We start from the raw sequence: 18,408 nt of genomic DNA, 5'->3' as shown, positions 1-18,408 counted from the left end.
GGTTAAATTCATCATAACAATCGGTTTAACATTCGTCAACTAAAAAACGAACAATATTTTAAAATAATATATTATAGTTCGTGAAAAATTAGAATGTTGGCACAAAAAAAGACCAACTTAGCAAAAGTTGGCCATTTTTAACTATTTAAATTCTGGAAATGTCTTGTAAATCATTTTGTACATGCGAGATTGATCGTAGGCATTAAATCTGTCGTGCAATGAAACGATAATCACACGGTTCTTGTTTGGCAATTGACTAGTACTTACCAGACAGTTACCTGCCAATGGTGTGTATCCGGTCTTTAGACCATCCACGTGTAATGCTGCATCGTATCTTAACCCACCCGCTAATAGTTCATTAGCATTCTTTAGGGTTTGACCACTTTGGTGGTAACGATACATCTTGGCATCGTTGACGATTGCTGGATATAACTTCAATAGGTGTGAAGCAATCACAGCTAACGCTTTAGCAGATACGCGGTTATAGTCATAGTGTGAACCATAACGAATGTAGTATGGATATAAATCGGAATTTTCCAAACCAGATGAAGAAACGAAGCGTGCTTGAGAAGCAATGCCCCATGCCTTCACTTGGCTGTTCATCTTCTTGATAAACTTGTTATTAGTTCCAGATACCCATTGACCAAGCGCGATGGTTGCACTGTTAGATGAGGCAATCAATGACGCCTTGTATAAGTTTCTAACGGTGTACTTCTTGTTAGCCTTTAATACGTAGCTACCTAGAGAATGGTGTCTACTCATTCTTGCCAAACTAGGTGAGATTTTAACCTTTTGGTTCCATCCATTTTTGGTAGTTTGTGCCTTTTGAATCGCTAAGTATAATGTCATAATCTTAGCGGTCGAAGCAACGGCACGTTTGGATGTGGCATTCTTTTGGTAATAAACCTGATTAGTATCCATGTTCATGACATAAGTAGCACTACTTGTCTTGTTGTACTTATTCATGGTTTTAGTGTAATTACTGTTGGCATCGGCACTTGCACTCACAGTAACAAATGATGATCCAAGCATAAAGATAGCTAAAAAAGCTACCATCATGTTTTTGATTTTGCTCATTAAAATTTATCCCCCTTAACGAAATCAATAGCTATATATTACAACGTTTCGGCGAGATTTTAGTTTACAAATTATTACATTTATATTATGAATATTAAAAAAGAGACCTAATGATTAGGTCTCTTTTCTTTATTGTTATTTGATTGCTGATCTAACAGCGTCTTTTTCTGATTCAACCAATTCAACGGTACTTGTGATTGCTCTAGTATCCATCTTGATTTCACGGGTTAAACCTGGAGTGTCTAGTTTTGGTTCAAAGAATGCTTTGAATTCGTCTAGACGAGTTCTGGTATGGAAGATGTTTGCGATAACTGTAATAAATGTAGCGAATTCCATGTCACCACCAACAGTATCTTCTAGCCATTGCCATTCGTTTCTGATCCAGTCCCATGCGAATTGTTGACCAGCTGGGTTTCTCAATACACCTGAGAACCAAGCACGTAAGTCTTGAGGTTTTACAACGCTACTGTCTTCAAAGTTAGCAACTAACTTACCTAGTAGCTTAGCATCCTTTGTAAGAGTTACCGCAGCGCAGATATCTTGCTTATAACTTGGGTCAGTTGATTGTTTGTATTCTTCAACCAATGAATCGAATTCTTCAGCGTTTGAGTAGTTCTTCATTTCATTAGCTAAGATGTATACACGGGTGTCAGCAGGTAATGATAACAAGTTTGTTTGATGATCTTGGAAGATTGCGTGAGCAGCTTCGGCGAAGTCCTTGTTATCATCGTATAGTGCAGCACCTAAGATGTATGGACGAGTCAACTTATCGTTGTTACTTTCGCCATCGACACTTACTAGACCTAAACGTTCTAGTTGTTTGTCACTTAGTTGTCTGAATAGGTTCTTCAAATTATCTTCGTCTTCAGTTCCTGGTTCCACGAACTTCTTCAAGTTGTTGGCTAGTGTGTAAACGGAGTCGTTAATCACATTAGATTCACTATCAGCAGATTGTTTTAATACCGGAACAACGTCAGCGTATGATACTTGTTTTGCTTCGGCTAATAAACGAAGGTCTTGTAATAGTTGCATCTTATCGATTGGAGATAGGTTATCTGCATCGTTTAAGATATCTTCTTGTAATGTGTCATCGTATTTAACGATAAAGTGTGAGTTGTTACCAACATTTACTCTAAATGGTTTGCCATTTAGTTTACGTAATTCTTGATAGTCACCTAAATCGACAGTTTCTTCACTAAAGATGTCAGGAGCTTGGTCATAATTTGCGTTTAAAGGAATTTGCCAGCGACGGCCTTCATCCTTACCTTCACCGGTGAAGAATTGCTTTTGAGCTAACTTCAAACGGTTGTCTTCAACGTATGCGTTCACAACTGGGTAACCTGGTTGTTCTAGCCACGATTTCATAATCTTGCCTAGATCCATTCCAGCGGCCTTACCAAGCGCATCCCATAGGTCAGCACCGGCGGCGTTACCGTACTTGTGAGCAGCAAAGTAGTTCTTTAGACCTTCACGTAGTGCGTCGTCACCGATTAAGGCACGAACCATTACTAACATTCTGGCACCCTTGGCGTAAACGATGGCTCCATCAAATAAAGCATCGATTTCGGCTGGGTGATGAACTTCAACGTGAACTGATTGAACACCGTCAACGGCATCACGTTTTAATGCTGCAGGAACATCAGTAGTTTGGAATACTTCCCAAATGTTCCATGAAGGTTCGATTGCATCGATTGCAACGTATTCCATCATGTTGGCAAAACTTTCGTTCAACCATAGGTCATCCCACCATCTCATGGTTACTAAATCACCGAACCATTGGTGAGCTAATTCGTGGGCAATAACTGTAGCAACACGTTGTTTTACTTCAAATGAAGTGTTGTCAGGATCTAATAATAGGTATGCTTCACGATAAGTTACTAGTCCCCAGTTTTCCATCGCACCTGCTGAGAAGTCAGGTAGCGCTAATTGCCATGAATGTGGAAGTGGGTATGGAGTTTGATAAAAGTCTTCGAAGAATTCGATTGAGCGCTTAGCAATATCTAAGGCAAAGTCTAATTCTTTGGCATCGTGTGCTTTAGTACCGAAGACACCGACTTTAACACCACTCTTAGTTTCAGTCATCTTACTTTGCATGTCACCAAAGGCAAATGCAACTAGATAAGTAGACATTTTGACAGTTTCATCGAAATAATGAACACCGTTTTCAACTTTTACTTCTGGCATATTTGCTAAAGCAGATTCACCAGGTTGTTCGTCAAACTTAAGTGCTAGCTTAAACTTAGCCTTTGCCTCTGGTTCATCAATACATGGGAAAGCTTGTCTAGCAAAGTTGGTTTCAAATTGAGTTCCTACTAATTGTTTTTGTTCACCATTAACTTGGTAGTATGAAGGGTAAATCCCCATCATCGTATCAGTCAACTTGGCGGAGTATTCAATAGTTACGGCCACTTCACCGGTCTTACCTAAAGATACGTTAATTACTTCGTCGTCATTATCAACGTTAAAGTCAACGGGAGTTCCGTCTACTGAAACACTGGTAACATCAAAGTCTTTTTCGTGAATGCCGATTTCTGCTTCACTTGCATTACCGTAAATCGTGGTCTTTCCACTAAATTTCTTTTCACTACGGCTAACATCTAAATAGATATCGTAGTGATCTGGTTGAAATCGATTAAATAATCTGACTAATTCAGCCATTAATAACACTCCTTTTATCATCATTTTCTCATTATTTTTTAATTGTACGCTATCTAAATACAAAATGCCACAAATATATTGTAGTAGTAATAATTATCACATGCACATGTTAATACTTATATAATCTTCTTTAGCTTTTCTTTACAAAATTGAAAAAAACTTAACTTTATAAGTATAGAGAGTTTTAGATAAATAGTTTATTATTTTAATCATAAAATAATAAATCAGAGGGAAGCGGACATTTATGAAAAAAACATCTTTAAAAACAGCTTTACTTTTTTCTACTTTAGTATTTGGTACAGTTCAAGCCAATGCTCTAATTAACCAATCTAACAACTACTCAATTGTAGCTCACGCTGACAGTAGCAATGTTGATACTTCTACCACTAACATTGCAACAATCAAAGACAACACAATCAGAAAGATTTTATTAAGTTCTGTTAACAGTCAAGAACACACCAACTACTCCGATGCTAGCCAAATTACAAACGATGATTTAGCAAAACTAACTTCCATTAATTACAACGGTAATGGATCAGAAAAAGTTTCATCATTAGATAACTTCAACACTAGCATCCTACCAAATATTACTTCATTTTCTATTGATAATGTTGACGTCAGCGGCATCAAAGACCTAAGCCCATTTGTTCAATGGAACAAGCTATCAAGCGTTTCATTAAGTGGCGACAACATCACTAGTGAACAATTCTCTACATTAGGTAAATGGTCAGATGATTCATTGACCTACCTAGACTTATCACACAACAACATCAGTAACTTGGACTTCTTAAAGAACATTCAAATTCCAAACGTCCAATCAATCGATGTAAACCATAACCAAATCTCTGATTTTACACCGGTAGTTACTCAACAATGGAACAGTCTAACTGATCTAAACGCCGGTTTTAACAAGATTACCGACATCTCACCAATCGCTAAAGTTAACTGGCCAAGCCTACAAAATCTAATCGTTGAAAGCAACCAAATCTCTGACATTTCAGTAATTGCTTCAGCAAACTGGCCAAACCTACAAACATTGAATGCTGACAACAACAACATTTCAGACATCAATGCTTTTGCAACCACTAACTGGCACAACCTAAAAGTTATTTCAGCAGCTGGTAACAAGATTCAAAACGTTAACGCTTTAGCTGGTAAGGCTGGTAACTACAAGAACCTACAAACATTCATTGTTAACAACAACAACATTAACGACATTTCTTGGATGAGCGGTTTTAAATTCAACTCTGATTCACTTGCTACCGACCAAACAGTTAATGACACTCAAGTAGTTGTGAAACCAGAAAACGGTCAAAGTATTCTAGTTCCTGTAACCATTAAAGACGTTACCCTAACAGATGGTGTTAACTGGACATACCTAGCAGCTGACGACAACGCCGGTACTAACCTTGAAGCATCAAATATTTCAGATTCCAGCGCAACCATCATTGGAAACGACGGTCTTCCATTCAAACTTGTAAAACCAACTGAAGAAGGTCAAAACACCCAATCAAACGGTATTAAGGGCGTTAAGTTAAACTACACTGGCGCTAACACATCAACTGTATCATTTGACTTTGGTTCAAACTTTGGAATTAGCCAACCTGGTTACTTCGGTGGTAGATACACACTTAACGTTAACTGGGCAACTGCTAACAGTCAAAGCAAGACTGTTAAGGTAACAGTTAACTACGTTGATCAAGACGGTAAGAAAATCAGCGCACCTCAAACTCAGACAGTTAACTTTGTTGAAACTGGTAAGAAAGTCGACGCAACAGGTCAACAAATTTGGAACAACGACTGGAAAGCTTTAGGCGATAACAGTTACTCATTCTCAAGTCCTGAAGTTAAAGGCTACGAATTAGCAAACAATGCCCAATCAACTGTAAGCGGAAACGTAAACAACGACTCAAGTGACATCACTGAAAACGTTGTTTACAAGACTGTCGCTCCTAGTTCAAGTGCTGACAGTAACGCTTCAAAACCAGCTGATTCAAGCGCTCAATCTTCTGCTTCAAGCTCAGAAGCTAACAGCTCAAGTGCTCAATCTTCTGCTTCAAGTTCAGAAGCTAACAGCTCAAGTACTCAATCTTCTGCTCAAAGTTCAGAAGCTAATAGCTCAAGTGCTCAATCTTCTGCTTCAAGCTCAGAATCTAGCAGCTCAAGTGCTCAATCTTCTGCTTCAAGTTCAGAAGCTAACAGCTCAAGTGCTCAATCATCAGTAACTAACGAACACAGCAACAACGCAAGTAACCCAACTCAAAGTTCTAGCGTTGAAAGTTCAAGCGCTCAATCTTCTGCGGTAAGCAACAACGGTAACAATGCTGGTAAACCTACTTCAGAAAACAGTGCTACCCCTACTACACCAGCTACTACACCATCAACTGGTAACAACTCTGGTAAGCCAAACAAGGAAGTTACTATCAAGCATGTAGATCCAGCTGTTCCTGGTCACAAGAACAACGCTTCACACCCTGCTACTGAAAACAAAAATAAGTTACCTCAAACTGGTGACAAGACTGAACAAAACGTACTAGTTTCTCTTGGTGTCGTAGCCATTGCTACAGCACTAGGATTAGCAGCATTTGCTCTACGTCGTAAAAATAAATAGTTAATAATAAAAAAGACCTCGAAATAATTTCGAGGTCTTTTTGTTTAGAATATTTTATTAAGTCGTTTAACATCGTCAATCTTAAAGTGTTTATGTTGTCCGTCGACTAGTTTATTGCTCTTTTCGTCACGTTTTACCAAACTGTATTGAGATTGATCTTGAATAAATTCTTGAATAATTGCTTTTAACCATTTAGTACTCTTAGTTTGGGTAATGCGCATTTCGATTTCTTTTTGAATAACCTGAGTCGCAGCATTTAAATCACTTTGTGAACTAGTGATATCGTATGTATCATCACCGTAATCAAAATATTCGTTCATAAAATTGATGTATTGGGTTTCTAAACGTTTGCTTGGCCACCATGCCATCAAGATTGGTCGACGATCATGTTCTGTGGATTTTTCCCACTTTTGACCATTTCTTAGAATCATCTTTGGTCGATACCAGGTGTTAAACGTTAAATATCCATCTACAGTGGAGATGTTTTGTTTATCAATCTTGTAAAACGCATTGTTAACTGAATAATCGTTGCTAGGATTATACGGTGGTTTTACAATCCCTGAAGTTTCCGCCTTGGAATTAGAGATAGATAGAATCAATCCAATTCCAAATAAAGTCGCTACTACAACCGCGCATGTCGCAATCGACAGTAGTAATTTTTTTCGTAAGAAACTCAGCTGTCCTTTTTTCATTATAAGCACTCCTAGTTTCATATTATGATGTTAATTTTACCACAAAAGAGCTTTTTTCTTGCTTAATCCGCGGATAAATGAAATATTACTTAATATTGTTTTATTTTAGGAGATGTTTATATTGAAAGCAAAGATGTTGTTTAGAATCATCTTGTACATAATTGGACTGAATGTCTTAGCCCTTGGTACAACACTATTTGCTTGCGGAAAACTCGGGGTAAGTTCATTAGTCTCTGTTCCACAAACATTGTCATTTATTATTCACACCACACTGGGTCATGCCACGACCATTTTCTTCATCATCTTGGTATTAATCCAACTGATTATCGTTAGAAGATTTGAATTAAAAATCGTTCTACAATTGGTCCTAGCATTTGTGTTTGGCTGGCTGGTTGACTTCTACGGTTTAACTGTTGGTTTGAAACGCATCCCACTAAACGGATACGCGGAAAGAATTCCGGTCACCTTATTAGCCATTTTATGTACCGCACTAGGTATCTTTATGATGGTAAAGGCCGCTTTCGTGTTAATTCCGGCAGATGGCTTCGTTAACGTCATCAGTGAAAAACTACATAAACCTTTTGGCCAAATGAAGTTTTGTTTCGATGCATCAATGATCGTCATCACAATCATTTTAGGATTAGTATTCTTACATCACATTACTTCAATTGGGATTGGAACTGTTTTAGCAGTGCTATTCGTTGGTCAATTGATTAACCTATTTAATTACATTGTGGATAAGACTAAAAAAGCTTAGAGCGATTGCTCTAAGCTTTTTTTATTATTTAAATTTACGACGGTAATCTAAATATCTTGAAATAACAAACAATATTGCATATACAACAAAAACAATAACACTGCTGTCTCCGTGTAAACATAAATCTACATAAATAATTAAAATCACTATAAGTATTAATGTAATTATATTTCTAACGATGTAGCTTCTGACAGCTTTTTTTCGTTCACTTTCGTTACTATAATCATATTCACCTAGTCCAAATCGTTTAACTACGATTTCAATATATGTCAATGCAATTAAAACAGCTATTCCATCTGCAAAGATCATACCAATCGCGATATTGTCGATATTGGGAGTAGCATATAAATTGACTATTCCCAGTGATAAAAAAATCGAAACAAACAGAAAAATAATCAGGCCAAATGCCACCTTGTTTGCTGCTTCATATATTACCTTCTTGGTAAATTCATCAAATGGCTTATTAATTCCATAAAAATATTTAACTAGTCTTATGAACAAAGATTCATTCATATTCATTCACCTCATTTTTTAAATTGACGACAATACTGAGTATAGATTGCCACCAAAATACCAATAAAACAACCTATAAACGTTGGCCAAATACTTTCGGACATTCCCAAATATCTAAACCAAACCGAAATTGGATACATAGCAAGTGACAAAGTCACTACCGTCGTGAATATTCTACTGATAATAAATCTTTTACCATAAATCTTTCGTTCTTCTTCATTATCAAATTCATAGCGATCCAATTTATTTTTTTTAACGATTCTACCCATATATGCACTTGCAATGAAATACACAAAGGTGTCAGCAATGATTAAACCATTTACTACATTCATAGGACTGAACCAACTTATCAATACCATCAATGCATATGCTGACATAAGAAGATATACCATTAACCCAATGGCGATTTTATTTCCAGCGTCGTTAATAACATCCCTGGCAAACTCGTCAAACGGTTTGCTAATTCCATAAAAATATTTAACTAGTTTTATAAACAATGATTCTTTCATCGGCTATTCCACTCCTTCATTCCAAAATAAAGTATTTAAATCTGTTTTTAGTGCTTTGGCAATGTTGAAACATAGCTTCAAGCTCGGATTGTATTCGCCCTTTTCAATCAAACTTAACGTTTGGCGGGAGATACCAACAGATTTAGCCAAATCCTTTTGCTGCACATTTTCCTTTGTGCGTATTTCTCTAACACGATTTTCCAAAATAACTCCCTCAATCTTTCTGTTATTTTTGAATTTTCTTTTTTTGTCTAAAATATGTCGCCATACCAACAACAATTGAGAAAACTATAGAAATAATATTAAGTCTTGGATTTAAAAAAGCCGAAATAAAGGATACATCATCGCTCAATGCAATTCCGATAACCTCATATAATCTTGTAAACAACAAAAAAAGTATTCCGGAAATTATTCCTTGGCGTCTCGCTCTTCTTATTAAATCTTGATATGATAATTTATCATTTGCATCAACTAAATCAATTCTACTCATTTTAATCCTGTGAGTTAGATAAAATCCTACAAGCAGGATCAAAAAAAGATTAACCATTATTAAAATTGAGAATATATTAATTTTTAGATCATCGGGAAACGATGAAATAATGACGATAGACATTGCAAGAACTTCTATAAAGCTAAAAATAAAATAATACGCAAATGCATAAAATCCTGATTTATAAAGTTCTGCTTGTTGATATTCATCCATTTTAGATGGCAATCCAAATTCGTATTTAATGACTTTAAGTAATAGTTTTTTCACTAAAGTTCACTTCCTTTTTTTCGTTATAAAAGTAATATATATATTCCATATGTAAACTATATATTACATAGAATTAAAAAACAAGCAATTATTTCAAATAAAAAAGGCACCAATTTCTGGCGTCTTTTTGCGTATCTTATTTATGATATGGACTACCTTCGTTAATCATGAAGGCACGATAAATTTGTTCGGTTAGTACCAAACGCATCAATTGATGTGGCAAGGTAAAACGACCAAAGGAAATTTGGGTATCGGCACGTTTTAATACCTTTGGTGCTAGACCAAGGGATCCACCAATCACAAAAGTGATATCTGAATGACCATATGTGGCCAACTTATCGATTTCTTTAGCGAATTCTTCGGATGCACGTTCTTTTCCAAGAATGGCTAGTGCATATACATATTCCTTGTCAGCAATCTTGTCTAGGATTCTAGTTCCTTCCTTATCCATAACGTCTTGCATCTCTGATTCACTAAGGGATTCAGGAGCTTTCTCATCTGGGACTTCGATAATCCGAAACTTACAAAAACGTGATAAACGCTTGCTATACTCATCAATTCCGGCCTTAAAATATTTTTCTTTTAATTTTCCAACCACAACTAGTTTAATATTCATTTGTGAAATCTCCTTTTTGAGTTTTTGAACCACTATATTTAGTATGTGGAAATGTTGTTAACTACTACTAATATTGTCCACAGATTGTCAAGGATTTTCACGAGTTATCCACATCTGTGTATATGTCATTTTGACCCGTGTAACACTCAAGAAATACTGTCACACAGGCGTTTCACAATAATACATTTTCCGTGTAACTTTCTTTTCCACAATGTTATCCACAGAGTTATCCACATGAGGTGGAAAACTAAAAAATAGCGATAATTGTTGATTTTTCGGGCATATATATAGATCTAAAAAATTTTATTTTTTCTAGTTATACACCGAATGTATGTTTTTTTCTTTGTGAAAAGTTTTGGATTAAAATTTCACAAAGATTATTATACAAAATTAAGTAATCGTTCGTAAAATTTTATATAAAAAAAGCGTTGAATTTAATCAACGCTCTCATAAATAGCTGGTAGTTATTTAGTTGGTAGTTCGCCTTCCACAATTTGGTCTAACGTTGTCATAGAAGGGATAAAGAACATGTTACCGGTCACTGGATCAGAGAAATCTAACAAGCGGTCAGATTGTCCAAACATGTTTTCTAACATGCGCTTAGTAACCGTCCAATGTCTAGCATATCCAATGAAGTATGTTCCAGTCTTGCCTGAACTAGGATCTGAGAATGGGACATTCATTCTGACAATCTTGTGTTCCACACCGTCGTCGTTATCTTGAGATGCGACGTTGTGTGAGTTTTCTAGTTTTTCGTCATCTTCCAGTTCCAAGTCGGAGTATTTCTTTCTACCGATTGCCTTTTCTTGGTCTTCGGTCTTTAGTGCATTCCAAGCATCCATATTATGGATGTATTTTTGTGCGAATGCGTATGAACCATTTTCAAAGTCGGGATCTTCATCCCCAATGATGGCGTATCCTGAAGCCTTTTGAATTTCAGGGTTTTCAGTACCATCAACGAAACCAATAATGGCACGTCCTTCAAAGTATCTGAATCCCTTAGTTTCATCTTCAACGGTAGCAAAGTCGCGGTAGTAGTTTCTGATTTGACTGGCTACTTCATATACAACGGCTTCTGAATCAGCGCGAATGTGGATAAATAAATCGGCTGGGGTTGCTGGTGAAGTGTATTTAGGTCCCTTCACCGGTTTAAAATCTTCTAATTCTTGTGGTTTCTTAGCATCAGCGAATAAGTAGTCCCAAATCGAGTTTGAAAAACCAAAAGCAACCTTTAAATGTTCTTCTGGATATCTGATATTCATTGAGCGTAAAATCGCTTGTTCTCTAGATACTAGTTCTGCGATTTTCTCACGGTCATCGTCAGCGTTACTTCTATTAATAGTTAGAGTTGTAAATAATACATTTTTTCCCGCATCTTTATATACATCTTGTGCGTCTGTAGGATCGAATGGCATGGTAGTACCTTCTTTCGTTATTTATAATGATTATAAACTAATAATCAATCTTATTATAACCCTTTTTGACCCATCATGAACGATAAAATTTTTAAAAAATTATTAAAATCTTGAGCATATATTATCATAAGTTTTTATTTAGCATTACAATATTGGTGTATAAACATAAAAGGGGGATTATTCATGACCAAATTAACTACTGATGAAGGTCAACCATGGGCAGATAATAATCATTCACTAACTGCTGGAAACCGTGGCCCTGTTTTATTACAAGACTACCAATTAATTGAAAAATTAGCTCACTTTAACCGTGAACGTATCCCAGAAAGAGTTGTTCACGCTAAGGGTGCCGGTGCTAAGGGTGTCTTCACTCTTACCCGCGATATGAGCGACTACACCAAAGCCGACTTATTCAATGGTAAGGGTAAGCAAACACCACTTACTATTCGTTTCTCAGAAGTTGCTGGTGAATTAGGTTACCCTGATACCATCAGAGATGTGCGTGGTTTCGCAATGAAGTTCTACACAAATGAAGGAAACTACGACATCGTTGGTAACAACACACCTATCTTCTTTGTTAACGATCCTTTGAAGTTCCCAGACTTCATTCACTCACAAAAACGTGATCCTGCTACTCATCTTCGTTCAGAAGATATGCAATGGGACTTCTGGTCACACTCACCTGAATCACTTCACCAAGTTACCTATCTAATGGGTGACCGTGGTAACCCAGCTAGCTACGCTAACATGAACGGTTACGGTTCACACACATTCAAGTGGGTTAACGCCAAAGGAGAAGTATACTGGGTTAAGTACCACTTCATCTCAGAACAAGGTGTTAAGAACATGACCGAAGACCAAGCAGCCAAGGTTGCTTCTGAAAACACTGACTACTTAATTCAAGATTTATACGATCGCATTAAGAATGGTGACTATCCAAAGTGGAAAGTATGCGTTCAATTAATTCCTTACGAAGAAGGATTAAACTACAAGTACGACATCTTTGATGTTACCAAGACCGTTTCTCACAAGGACTACCCACTACAAGAAATCGGTGAATTCGTATTAAACGAAAATCCTGAAAACTACTTCAATGATGTTGAAGAAGCATCATTCTCTCCTGCAAACCTAGTTCCAGGAATCGAACCATCAATGGATAAACTATTACAAGGTCGTTTATTCGCATACAAAGACGCCGCTAGATACCGTTTAGGTGCCAACTACGAACACCTTCCTGTTAATAGTTCAAAGACTGAAGTTCACAACTACGCTCGTGATGGTTACATGTCACAAGGTCAAAATGGTGACGTTAACTACGAACCAAACCAATATGAAGATGCTCCACGCGAAGATCCTCATGCAAAGATTAAGCCATTTGCAGTTAAAGGCGAAGCCAACAGCTACAAGACCTATGACGAAGACCCTTACTCACAAGCGGGTGCCTTATACCACGTCTACTCAGACGATGAAAAAGACCGCTTAATTCAAGCTATCAAGAAGCACTTAGGTAGCGTTAAGAGCCATGACACAAAAGTACGTCAAACTAAGTTGTTCTATCGTGCAGATCATGACTATGGTAAGCGAGTTGCTGACGCTTTAGGCCTAAATATGGATGAAATCACTGAATAATTGATAAAAAATGCGCCGCTATGATTGCTGTCATGGCGGCGTTTTTCGTACTTTTATTTCAGTTTGTAACAATTAATAATATAACTGTAACCATGTAATAACGTTACTGATATATAACTCCGATATAGTATAAAACATCATAAGAAATCGAAAGAAAAAATTTTTAAGGTTTATATAAAGGAGTTATGTTTCTTGAATAACGTTACAAAATCTTTTATCAAATTCACAGTAATCGCATTTACATCACTATTAATTTTATTTGCAATCAACTTCGCTAAAAACGACGTTCACGCTGATGCTTCAGTTAACTGGCAACATGTTGCTGAAAAGCACCTAAGCAAAAAGAACATTGCCGCTAGACGTTGGATTTCATTCCACGAATCAACTAACAGATACTACGCAAGAAACGGTGTTTGTTACGGTAAGTTCCAATTAGATATCAGCTACCTACACGGTGACAAATCAAAGAAGAACCAAGAATTAACTGCCAACAGATATGTTGCTAGTCGTTACGGTTCATGGGTTAACGCCAAGAAATTCTGGCAAAGACACCACTGGTACTAAAATAAAAAAGCAGCCTAGCTAATCGCTAAGCTGTTTTTTTATTGTCTAAACATGATTGCTTTATTATCTCTTTGAAGGATTTCTTGGTATAACATGTGGGCGGATTCGATTGTTTGGTTAGCTAGGCGCCAATACTTACCTTCTAGGTTACTAACATCTTGTAATTCACTAAGATCAAGTTCAGTTCTTAGGATGTATTCCGCCGAAAAGTTATTGTTATCGATTACTAAATGATGACTACCGTCAATGTCGTAGTACGGATTACTTTCTAAAATATCAACGACATCTTGTAACAAAGCGTTGGCAGTTGGCTTTCTTCCGGCCCCTTGACCTAGAAAACCAAGTGGTCCGATGGTATCCCCAGTTAGTTGGACGTAGTTTAAGTTACCGTTAACGGTCGCAATAGTGTTATCAACCGGTAGTAATGTTGGTTCGATGGAAATCGCTAGTTTGTCTTGATTGTACAATCTAGCCTGCCCAATCAATTTGATATTCATATTACGACCCAAGAAGAAATCAACATCTTCCTTTAATAGGTTTCTTATACCGACTTTTTTGATTGCATCCCCCGGTTTAACAAGTGTATTAAACGCTAAATCAGTCGAAATGCATAACTTATTTTCAACATCATAACCGTCGATATCAGCTGTCGGATCAGCTTCAGCGTAACCTAAATCTTGTGCCTGCTTCAGTGCTTCGTCAAAACTGACGTGTTGGTTCACAATTGCATCGATAATGAAGTTACTGGTCCCATTTAGAATTCCACCGATTGATTGAACATCATCAATTCTAAGGACCCGTTTTAGATTTTGAATCCATGGAATTCCGCCGGCAACGCTGGGTTCAAATCGAAATGACACGTTGTTTTGTTTGGCCTCATAGATAAATTCTTCCATATATTTTGCCACGACCGCCTTATTGGCAGTGACCACATTTTTGCCCGCCTTAAAAGCATCCATAATCATCTCGTAGGCTGGATGAATGCCACCCAAGGTTTCGACAATGACCTTAATGTCATCATTATCCAAAATTGATTGATAATCATTCGTCTTGTTTTGTGTTGCGTCCACCTTTTCTTTTCTCACCCAGATGGATGCTACATTTAACTTTTCCTTTAGGCGCGGGCTTTTATCGATGATGTCTTTGACCCCACCACCGACTATTCCAAGTCCTAAAATTGCGATATTCAATCCGATCACATCTTTTCTTTTGTATGTATATAATAAACACTTGTTTTTTATTAATAAACAGATTATCATGTAATCAAATCTTTTTCAACCACACAGGAGGATATAAATTATGGAAAAATATACTAGTACAAGAGACAAAGATGTCGAAATTAGTTCTTTTGATGCGATTATCAAAGGATTTTCAGACGACGGCGGCTTATTCGTTCTACCAGATTTAGCCGATCATAATATTAATATCGATAAAGTTATCGACCAAAGTTACCAAGAAATTGCTTTCGATGTTGTTAAAACATTGCTACCTGATTTTTCAGATTTCCAAATCGCTAACAGCATCCATGAAGCATATGATGATGGTTTCGATGATTACGAAGTCACTCCTATCAAAGATGTCGATAATTTCTCAGTTCTAGAATTATTCCATGGTCCTACCTGTGCGTTCAAAGACGTCGGTCTTCAATTATTACCAAAATTAATGCAACAATGTCTCCCTGAAAACAAGCACGTGATGGTCTTAGCCGCTACCAGTGGTGACACTGGTACTGCTGCCCTTGCTGGTTTCAAAGATGTCGACAAGATGGGCGCAATGGTCTTCTACCCTCAAAACGGAGTCAGCATGGTCCAACAACAACAAATGCTAACTACTAAGGGTTACAACACCAAAGTAGCTGCTATCAATGGTAATTTTGATGACGCGCAAACTAACGTCAAAAAAATCTTTAACAACCAAGCGCTAAAAGAAAAACTAGGTGACGACAACTCACTATCAAGTGCCAACTCGATTAACATTGGCCGTTTGGTGCCACAAATCGTTTACTACTTTGACGCTTACAAGCAAATGGTAAAGAACGGCAAAATTAACGTCGGAGACGAAATTATCTTCACTGTCCCTACCGGAAACTTCGGTGACGTTTTAGCCGGTTACTACGCCAAACTATTAGGCCTACCAGTAAAGAAGCTAGTGATTGCATGTAACTCCAACAAAGTTCTTGCCGACTTCTTCGAAAATGGTGTCTATGACAGAAACCGTCCATTCTTTAAGACAATCGCACCAAGTATGGACATCCAAATCTCTAGTAACTTCGAACGTCTTTTGTACTACAAGAGCGGCGAAAAAGTCGACTACGTCAAATCATTAATGGATGATTTGGAACACGATGGTAAATACGAAGTCCTTCCTGAAATTCTAGAATCAATCAAAGAAGACTTCATCTGTGGCTACAGCGATGACGATGAAATCAAGGCATCCATCAAGGAAGTCTTTGAAAAATATCATTACCTAATGGATCCACATACCGCTTCCGGATACCGTGTTACACGTGAAACACAATCTAAGTATCCAGATACTCCTGTCGTAATGCTCAGTACAGCTAGTCCATACAAGTTTGTCGATGCGGTTGCCGATGCCATCATCGGCGAACATCGTCAAAGCCCAATTGAAACTAGTGATTTATTAGTTGAAAAGACTGGTATTGAAATGCCCAAACAACTAAGACAAATCTGGCATGATGAAGCTGTTGTCCCTGCCAAAATCAACCCTAACGAAATGGAAGACTTGGTAGTCGACACAATAAAGGATGTGTTTAAAAATGATAAAAGTAATAGTTCCCGCAACTAGTGCCAACATCGCGATGGGGTACGACTGTCTCGGTATGGCCGTCAACCTGTTTACAGCGGTCAAAATTGACGAAGCTAACAAATTTAGCATTACTGGTTGTGATGAAGCATTCCAAAATAAAGACAATCTGGTCTATCAAGGTTTCATCCAAGGATGTAAACATTTAAAACGAGAAGTTCCTACCATCTCAATCGATATTCAAAGTGAAATTCCGGAATCCCGCGGCTTAGGTAGTTCGTCCGCTTGTATCGTCGCTGGAATCATCGGTGCGTTTGAATACTTCAAAGAAGACGTCGATAAGGATGTCATCCTCCAAATCGCCACCGCCATGGAAGGTCATCCCGACAACGTCGCTCCCGCCATCTACGGTGGATTATGTATGGCCTTTGAAGATAGTAATGGTCACTACGACGTCATCAAGTACCCCGTAGATGATTCTTACTACTTCACTGCCGTCATCCCCGACTTCAAGGTCTCAACCAACGAAGCCAGAAAGATTGTTCCAAAGGAAGTCAAAACAACAACGGTAGCCCATCAACTATCACATTGTTTAGCGATGTTAAACGCCCTATCAACTGGTGACATCAAACAACTAGACGACGCCATCGATGACCGTTTGCATGAACCCTACCGTAAAAAACTAATCAACGGCTTTGACGAGGTCAAAAAAATCGTTGAAACAAACGATTCCGTCGTATATATCAGTGGAAGTGGATCGACACTAATAATCATTAGTAATTCAGCTGATAGACGTGATAAAATAATAGAAGCGTTGCAAAAACGATTCGAAAAATTCAGCATCAAAAATGTTGAAATTATGAACTAACGGTGGTGAGAACAATCAGTAAGTATTATATTGTCGATGACTCGCTTCTACCAGAAGCATTCGGGAAGGTCATTGAAGCAAGAAAAATGATTGATAACGGGGAAGTTAAAAACGTCAGTGAAGCCGTGAAAAAAGTCGGCATCAGTCGTGCTAGCTACTACAAGTACAAGGACTACGTTTACGAAGCCCAACAATCATCATGGCAACGAAAAGCCGTTATTTCATTTTTATTAAGTCATAAAAGTGGTATCTTATCCAAGGTTTTAAATTCCATTTCAAACCGTGATGCCAACATCTTAACAATCAACCAAAACATCCCCATCAATGATTCAGCCAGTGTCGTGATTTCACTGGACTTGAGTCAAATGGATGGCACAATCGATGAATTAATCGCAGATATCAGTGCAATTGATGGCACAAACAAGGTTAACCTAGTCGCTGTTGAGTAATTAGACACAAAATGTTAACATTCTGTCTAATACATAGAAAGGAAATTACAATGGATAAATTGCAATTTATGGATTACACTTTCATGTTTAATCCTGCCCATTCTACTTACACCAACAACGACGAAGGGTTAACCTTTTTTAATTTAGATGGTGAAGTCAGAATCAAGATTAGATTCAAAAATGAACGCCTAGTATTGCTACCACAATCAGGCGTTACCATTAAAAAAGTCGATGATAAGACATATAGAATCATCGCCAACGAATACCAACCCGTATAGGGCAAGGAGATTTAAATGAGAGAAGTTCAAATCAGACAGTATCATTTGAGATACGACGACGATAAAATCGACGGTTATTTCGACGAAAATAACGAAAGACTGGCATTCAACGCCGGAAGCGACTTATTACTAGTCGTTGATGTCGATAACGACCAATTAACGTTTCATCCAAATGGTGGCGAATACGTTTCAATCGAAGAAATCGATGCTACCCACTATGAACTAAAATCTGACTTTTAAAATAGGAGACTG

The 18,408-nt window shown here is 37.5% G+C and carries 19 protein-coding genes; 9 read left to right on the top strand and 10 right to left on the bottom strand.

Annotation, left to right across the window (positions count from 1 at the left end; translation table 11 throughout):
• Positions 1 to 141 precede the first annotated feature (141 nt).
• Positions 142 to 1,077 carry a D-alanyl-D-alanine carboxypeptidase family protein gene (locus tag KTJ72_RS01895; protein ID WP_217304003.1) on the bottom strand — a complete coding sequence of 312 codons (936 nt, stop codon included), beginning with the start codon at positions 1,075 to 1,077 and terminating at the stop codon, positions 142 to 144.
• A 135-nt stretch (positions 1,078 to 1,212) separates the two neighbouring features.
• On the bottom strand, positions 1,213 to 3,735 hold the full coding sequence (locus tag KTJ72_RS01890; RefSeq protein WP_217304002.1) for a M1 family metallopeptidase: 2,523 nt from the start codon (positions 3,733 to 3,735) through the stop codon (positions 1,213 to 1,215).
• Between the two features lie 244 nt (positions 3,736 to 3,979).
• Here KTJ72_RS01890 and KTJ72_RS01885 point away from each other — a divergent pair, with 244 nt between their 5' ends.
• Positions 3,980 to 6,346, top strand: a complete 2,367-nt coding sequence (locus KTJ72_RS01885) for a leucine-rich repeat domain-containing protein (protein WP_217304001.1) — start codon at positions 3,980 to 3,982, stop codon at positions 6,344 to 6,346.
• A gap of 44 nt (positions 6,347 to 6,390) precedes the next feature.
• Here the strand turns inward: KTJ72_RS01885 and KTJ72_RS01880 are convergent, their stop codons facing one another.
• Positions 6,391 to 7,038: a glycoside hydrolase family 70 protein gene (locus KTJ72_RS01880; protein WP_217304000.1), complete on the bottom strand. Its 648-nt coding sequence runs from the start codon at positions 7,036 to 7,038 to the stop codon at positions 6,391 to 6,393.
• 121 nt (positions 7,039 to 7,159) lie between these two features.
• Here KTJ72_RS01880 and KTJ72_RS01875 point away from each other — a divergent pair, with 121 nt between their 5' ends.
• Complete coding sequence (locus KTJ72_RS01875; RefSeq protein WP_217303999.1) at positions 7,160 to 7,795, top strand: YczE/YyaS/YitT family protein; 636 nt, start codon at positions 7,160 to 7,162, stop codon at positions 7,793 to 7,795.
• A gap of 24 nt (positions 7,796 to 7,819) precedes the next feature.
• On the opposite strand, the gene KTJ72_RS01870 is transcribed toward KTJ72_RS01875, so the two are convergent.
• The 6 genes from KTJ72_RS01870 to KTJ72_RS01845 form a co-directional block, all read right to left on the bottom strand.
• Positions 7,820 to 8,308 (bottom strand): DUF3278 domain-containing protein, encoded by a 489-nt coding sequence (locus tag KTJ72_RS01870; RefSeq protein WP_217303998.1) that lies wholly within the window; start codon positions 8,306 to 8,308, stop codon positions 7,820 to 7,822.
• An 11-nt stretch (positions 8,309 to 8,319) separates the two neighbouring features.
• A complete protein-coding gene (locus tag KTJ72_RS01865; protein ID WP_217303997.1) occupies positions 8,320 to 8,817 on the bottom strand; it encodes a DUF3278 domain-containing protein in 498 nt (165 codons plus the stop codon).
• 3 nt (positions 8,818 to 8,820) lie between these two features.
• A complete protein-coding gene (locus tag KTJ72_RS01860; protein WP_034531309.1) occupies positions 8,821 to 9,021 on the bottom strand; it encodes a helix-turn-helix transcriptional regulator in 201 nt (66 codons plus the stop codon).
• A 22-nt stretch (positions 9,022 to 9,043) separates the two neighbouring features.
• Positions 9,044 to 9,574: a DUF3278 domain-containing protein gene (locus KTJ72_RS01855; RefSeq protein WP_217303996.1), complete on the bottom strand. Its 531-nt coding sequence runs from the start codon at positions 9,572 to 9,574 to the stop codon at positions 9,044 to 9,046.
• 136 nt (positions 9,575 to 9,710) lie between these two features.
• Positions 9,711 to 10,190, bottom strand: coding sequence for a 23S rRNA (pseudouridine(1915)-N(3))-methyltransferase RlmH (gene rlmH, locus KTJ72_RS01850; protein ID WP_053792152.1), 480 nt, complete (start codon positions 10,188 to 10,190; stop codon positions 9,711 to 9,713).
• Positions 10,191 to 10,654: 464 nt separating this feature from the next.
• The gene (locus tag KTJ72_RS01845) at positions 10,655 to 11,605 is read right to left on the bottom strand and encodes a Dyp-type peroxidase (protein ID WP_217303995.1); all 951 of its coding nucleotides are present in this window, start codon (positions 11,603 to 11,605) and stop codon (positions 10,655 to 10,657) included.
• Between the two features lie 183 nt (positions 11,606 to 11,788).
• Here KTJ72_RS01845 and KTJ72_RS01840 point away from each other — a divergent pair, with 183 nt between their 5' ends.
• Both KTJ72_RS01840 and KTJ72_RS01835 read left to right on the top strand, forming a co-directional pair.
• The gene (locus KTJ72_RS01840) at positions 11,789 to 13,234 is read left to right on the top strand and encodes a catalase (RefSeq protein WP_217303994.1); all 1,446 of its coding nucleotides are present in this window, start codon (positions 11,789 to 11,791) and stop codon (positions 13,232 to 13,234) included.
• 192 nt (positions 13,235 to 13,426) lie between these two features.
• A complete protein-coding gene (locus KTJ72_RS01835; protein WP_249419532.1) occupies positions 13,427 to 13,798 on the top strand; it encodes an aggregation-promoting factor C-terminal-like domain-containing protein in 372 nt (123 codons plus the stop codon).
• 38 nt (positions 13,799 to 13,836) lie between these two features.
• On the opposite strand, the gene KTJ72_RS01830 is transcribed toward KTJ72_RS01835, so the two are convergent.
• Positions 13,837 to 14,988, bottom strand: coding sequence for a homoserine dehydrogenase (locus KTJ72_RS01830; protein WP_217303993.1), 1,152 nt, complete (start codon positions 14,986 to 14,988; stop codon positions 13,837 to 13,839).
• Between the two features lie 109 nt (positions 14,989 to 15,097).
• Here KTJ72_RS01830 and thrC point away from each other — a divergent pair, with 109 nt between their 5' ends.
• The 5 genes from thrC to KTJ72_RS01805 are packed head-to-tail and all read left to right on the top strand — an operon-like array spanning position 15,098 to position 18,396.
• Positions 15,098 to 16,603, top strand: coding sequence for a threonine synthase (thrC, locus tag KTJ72_RS01825; RefSeq protein WP_249419531.1), 1,506 nt, complete (start codon positions 15,098 to 15,100; stop codon positions 16,601 to 16,603).
• The gene (thrB, locus tag KTJ72_RS01820; protein ID WP_217303992.1) at positions 16,575 to 17,429 is read left to right on the top strand and encodes a homoserine kinase; all 855 of its coding nucleotides are present in this window, start codon (positions 16,575 to 16,577) and stop codon (positions 17,427 to 17,429) included. The genes thrC and thrB overlap by 29 nt, the downstream gene beginning before the upstream one ends.
• A gap of 14 nt (positions 17,430 to 17,443) precedes the next feature.
• A complete protein-coding gene (locus KTJ72_RS01815) occupies positions 17,444 to 17,878 on the top strand; it encodes an ACT domain-containing protein (protein WP_034530904.1) in 435 nt (144 codons plus the stop codon).
• A 50-nt stretch (positions 17,879 to 17,928) separates the two neighbouring features.
• Positions 17,929 to 18,156, top strand: a complete 228-nt coding sequence (locus tag KTJ72_RS01810; protein ID WP_217303991.1) for a hypothetical protein — start codon at positions 17,929 to 17,931, stop codon at positions 18,154 to 18,156.
• 15 nt (positions 18,157 to 18,171) lie between these two features.
• Entirely contained in the window at positions 18,172 to 18,396 is a 225-nt protein-coding gene (locus KTJ72_RS01805; RefSeq protein WP_217303990.1) for a hypothetical protein, read from the top strand.
• Positions 18,397 to 18,408 lie beyond the last annotated feature (12 nt).

The sequence above is a fragment of the Apilactobacillus waqarii genome (assembly GCF_019061205.1).
Classification (GTDB): domain Bacteria; phylum Bacillota; class Bacilli; order Lactobacillales; family Lactobacillaceae; genus Apilactobacillus; species Apilactobacillus waqarii.
This window is presented reverse-complemented; position numbering and strand designations above follow the sequence as displayed.

What these genes read in the sequence shown, in the direction of transcription:
- KTJ72_RS01870 (WP_217303998.1), bottom strand. Translation starts at nt 8,308, where the DNA reads ATGAATGAATCTTTGTTCATAAGACTAGTTAAATATTTTTATGGAATT.
- thrC (WP_249419531.1), top strand. Translation starts at nt 15,098, where the DNA reads ATGGAAAAATATACTAGTACAAGAGACAAAGATGTCGAAATTAGTTCT.
- KTJ72_RS01810 (WP_217303991.1), top strand. Translation starts at nt 17,929, where the DNA reads ATGGATAAATTGCAATTTATGGATTACACTTTCATGTTTAATCCTGCC.
- KTJ72_RS01890 (WP_217304002.1), bottom strand. Translation starts at nt 3,735, where the DNA reads ATGGCTGAATTAGTCAGATTATTTAATCGATTTCAACCAGATCACTAC.
- KTJ72_RS01865 (WP_217303997.1), bottom strand. Translation starts at nt 8,817, where the DNA reads ATGAAAGAATCATTGTTTATAAAACTAGTTAAATATTTTTATGGAATT.
- KTJ72_RS01895 (WP_217304003.1), bottom strand. Translation starts at nt 1,077, where the DNA reads ATGAGCAAAATCAAAAACATGATGGTAGCTTTTTTAGCTATCTTTATG.
- thrB (WP_217303992.1), top strand. Translation starts at nt 16,575, where the DNA reads ATGATAAAAGTAATAGTTCCCGCAACTAGTGCCAACATCGCGATGGGG.
- KTJ72_RS01880 (WP_217304000.1), bottom strand. Translation starts at nt 7,038, where the DNA reads ATGAAAAAAGGACAGCTGAGTTTCTTACGAAAAAAATTACTACTGTCG.
- KTJ72_RS01885 (WP_217304001.1), top strand. Translation starts at nt 3,980, where the DNA reads ATGAAAAAAACATCTTTAAAAACAGCTTTACTTTTTTCTACTTTAGTA.
- KTJ72_RS01840 (WP_217303994.1), top strand. Translation starts at nt 11,789, where the DNA reads ATGACCAAATTAACTACTGATGAAGGTCAACCATGGGCAGATAATAAT.
- KTJ72_RS01805 (WP_217303990.1), top strand. Translation starts at nt 18,172, where the DNA reads ATGAGAGAAGTTCAAATCAGACAGTATCATTTGAGATACGACGACGAT.
- KTJ72_RS01845 (WP_217303995.1), bottom strand. Translation starts at nt 11,605, where the DNA reads ATGCCATTCGATCCTACAGACGCACAAGATGTATATAAAGATGCGGGA.
- rlmH (WP_053792152.1), bottom strand. Translation starts at nt 10,190, where the DNA reads ATGAATATTAAACTAGTTGTGGTTGGAAAATTAAAAGAAAAATATTTT.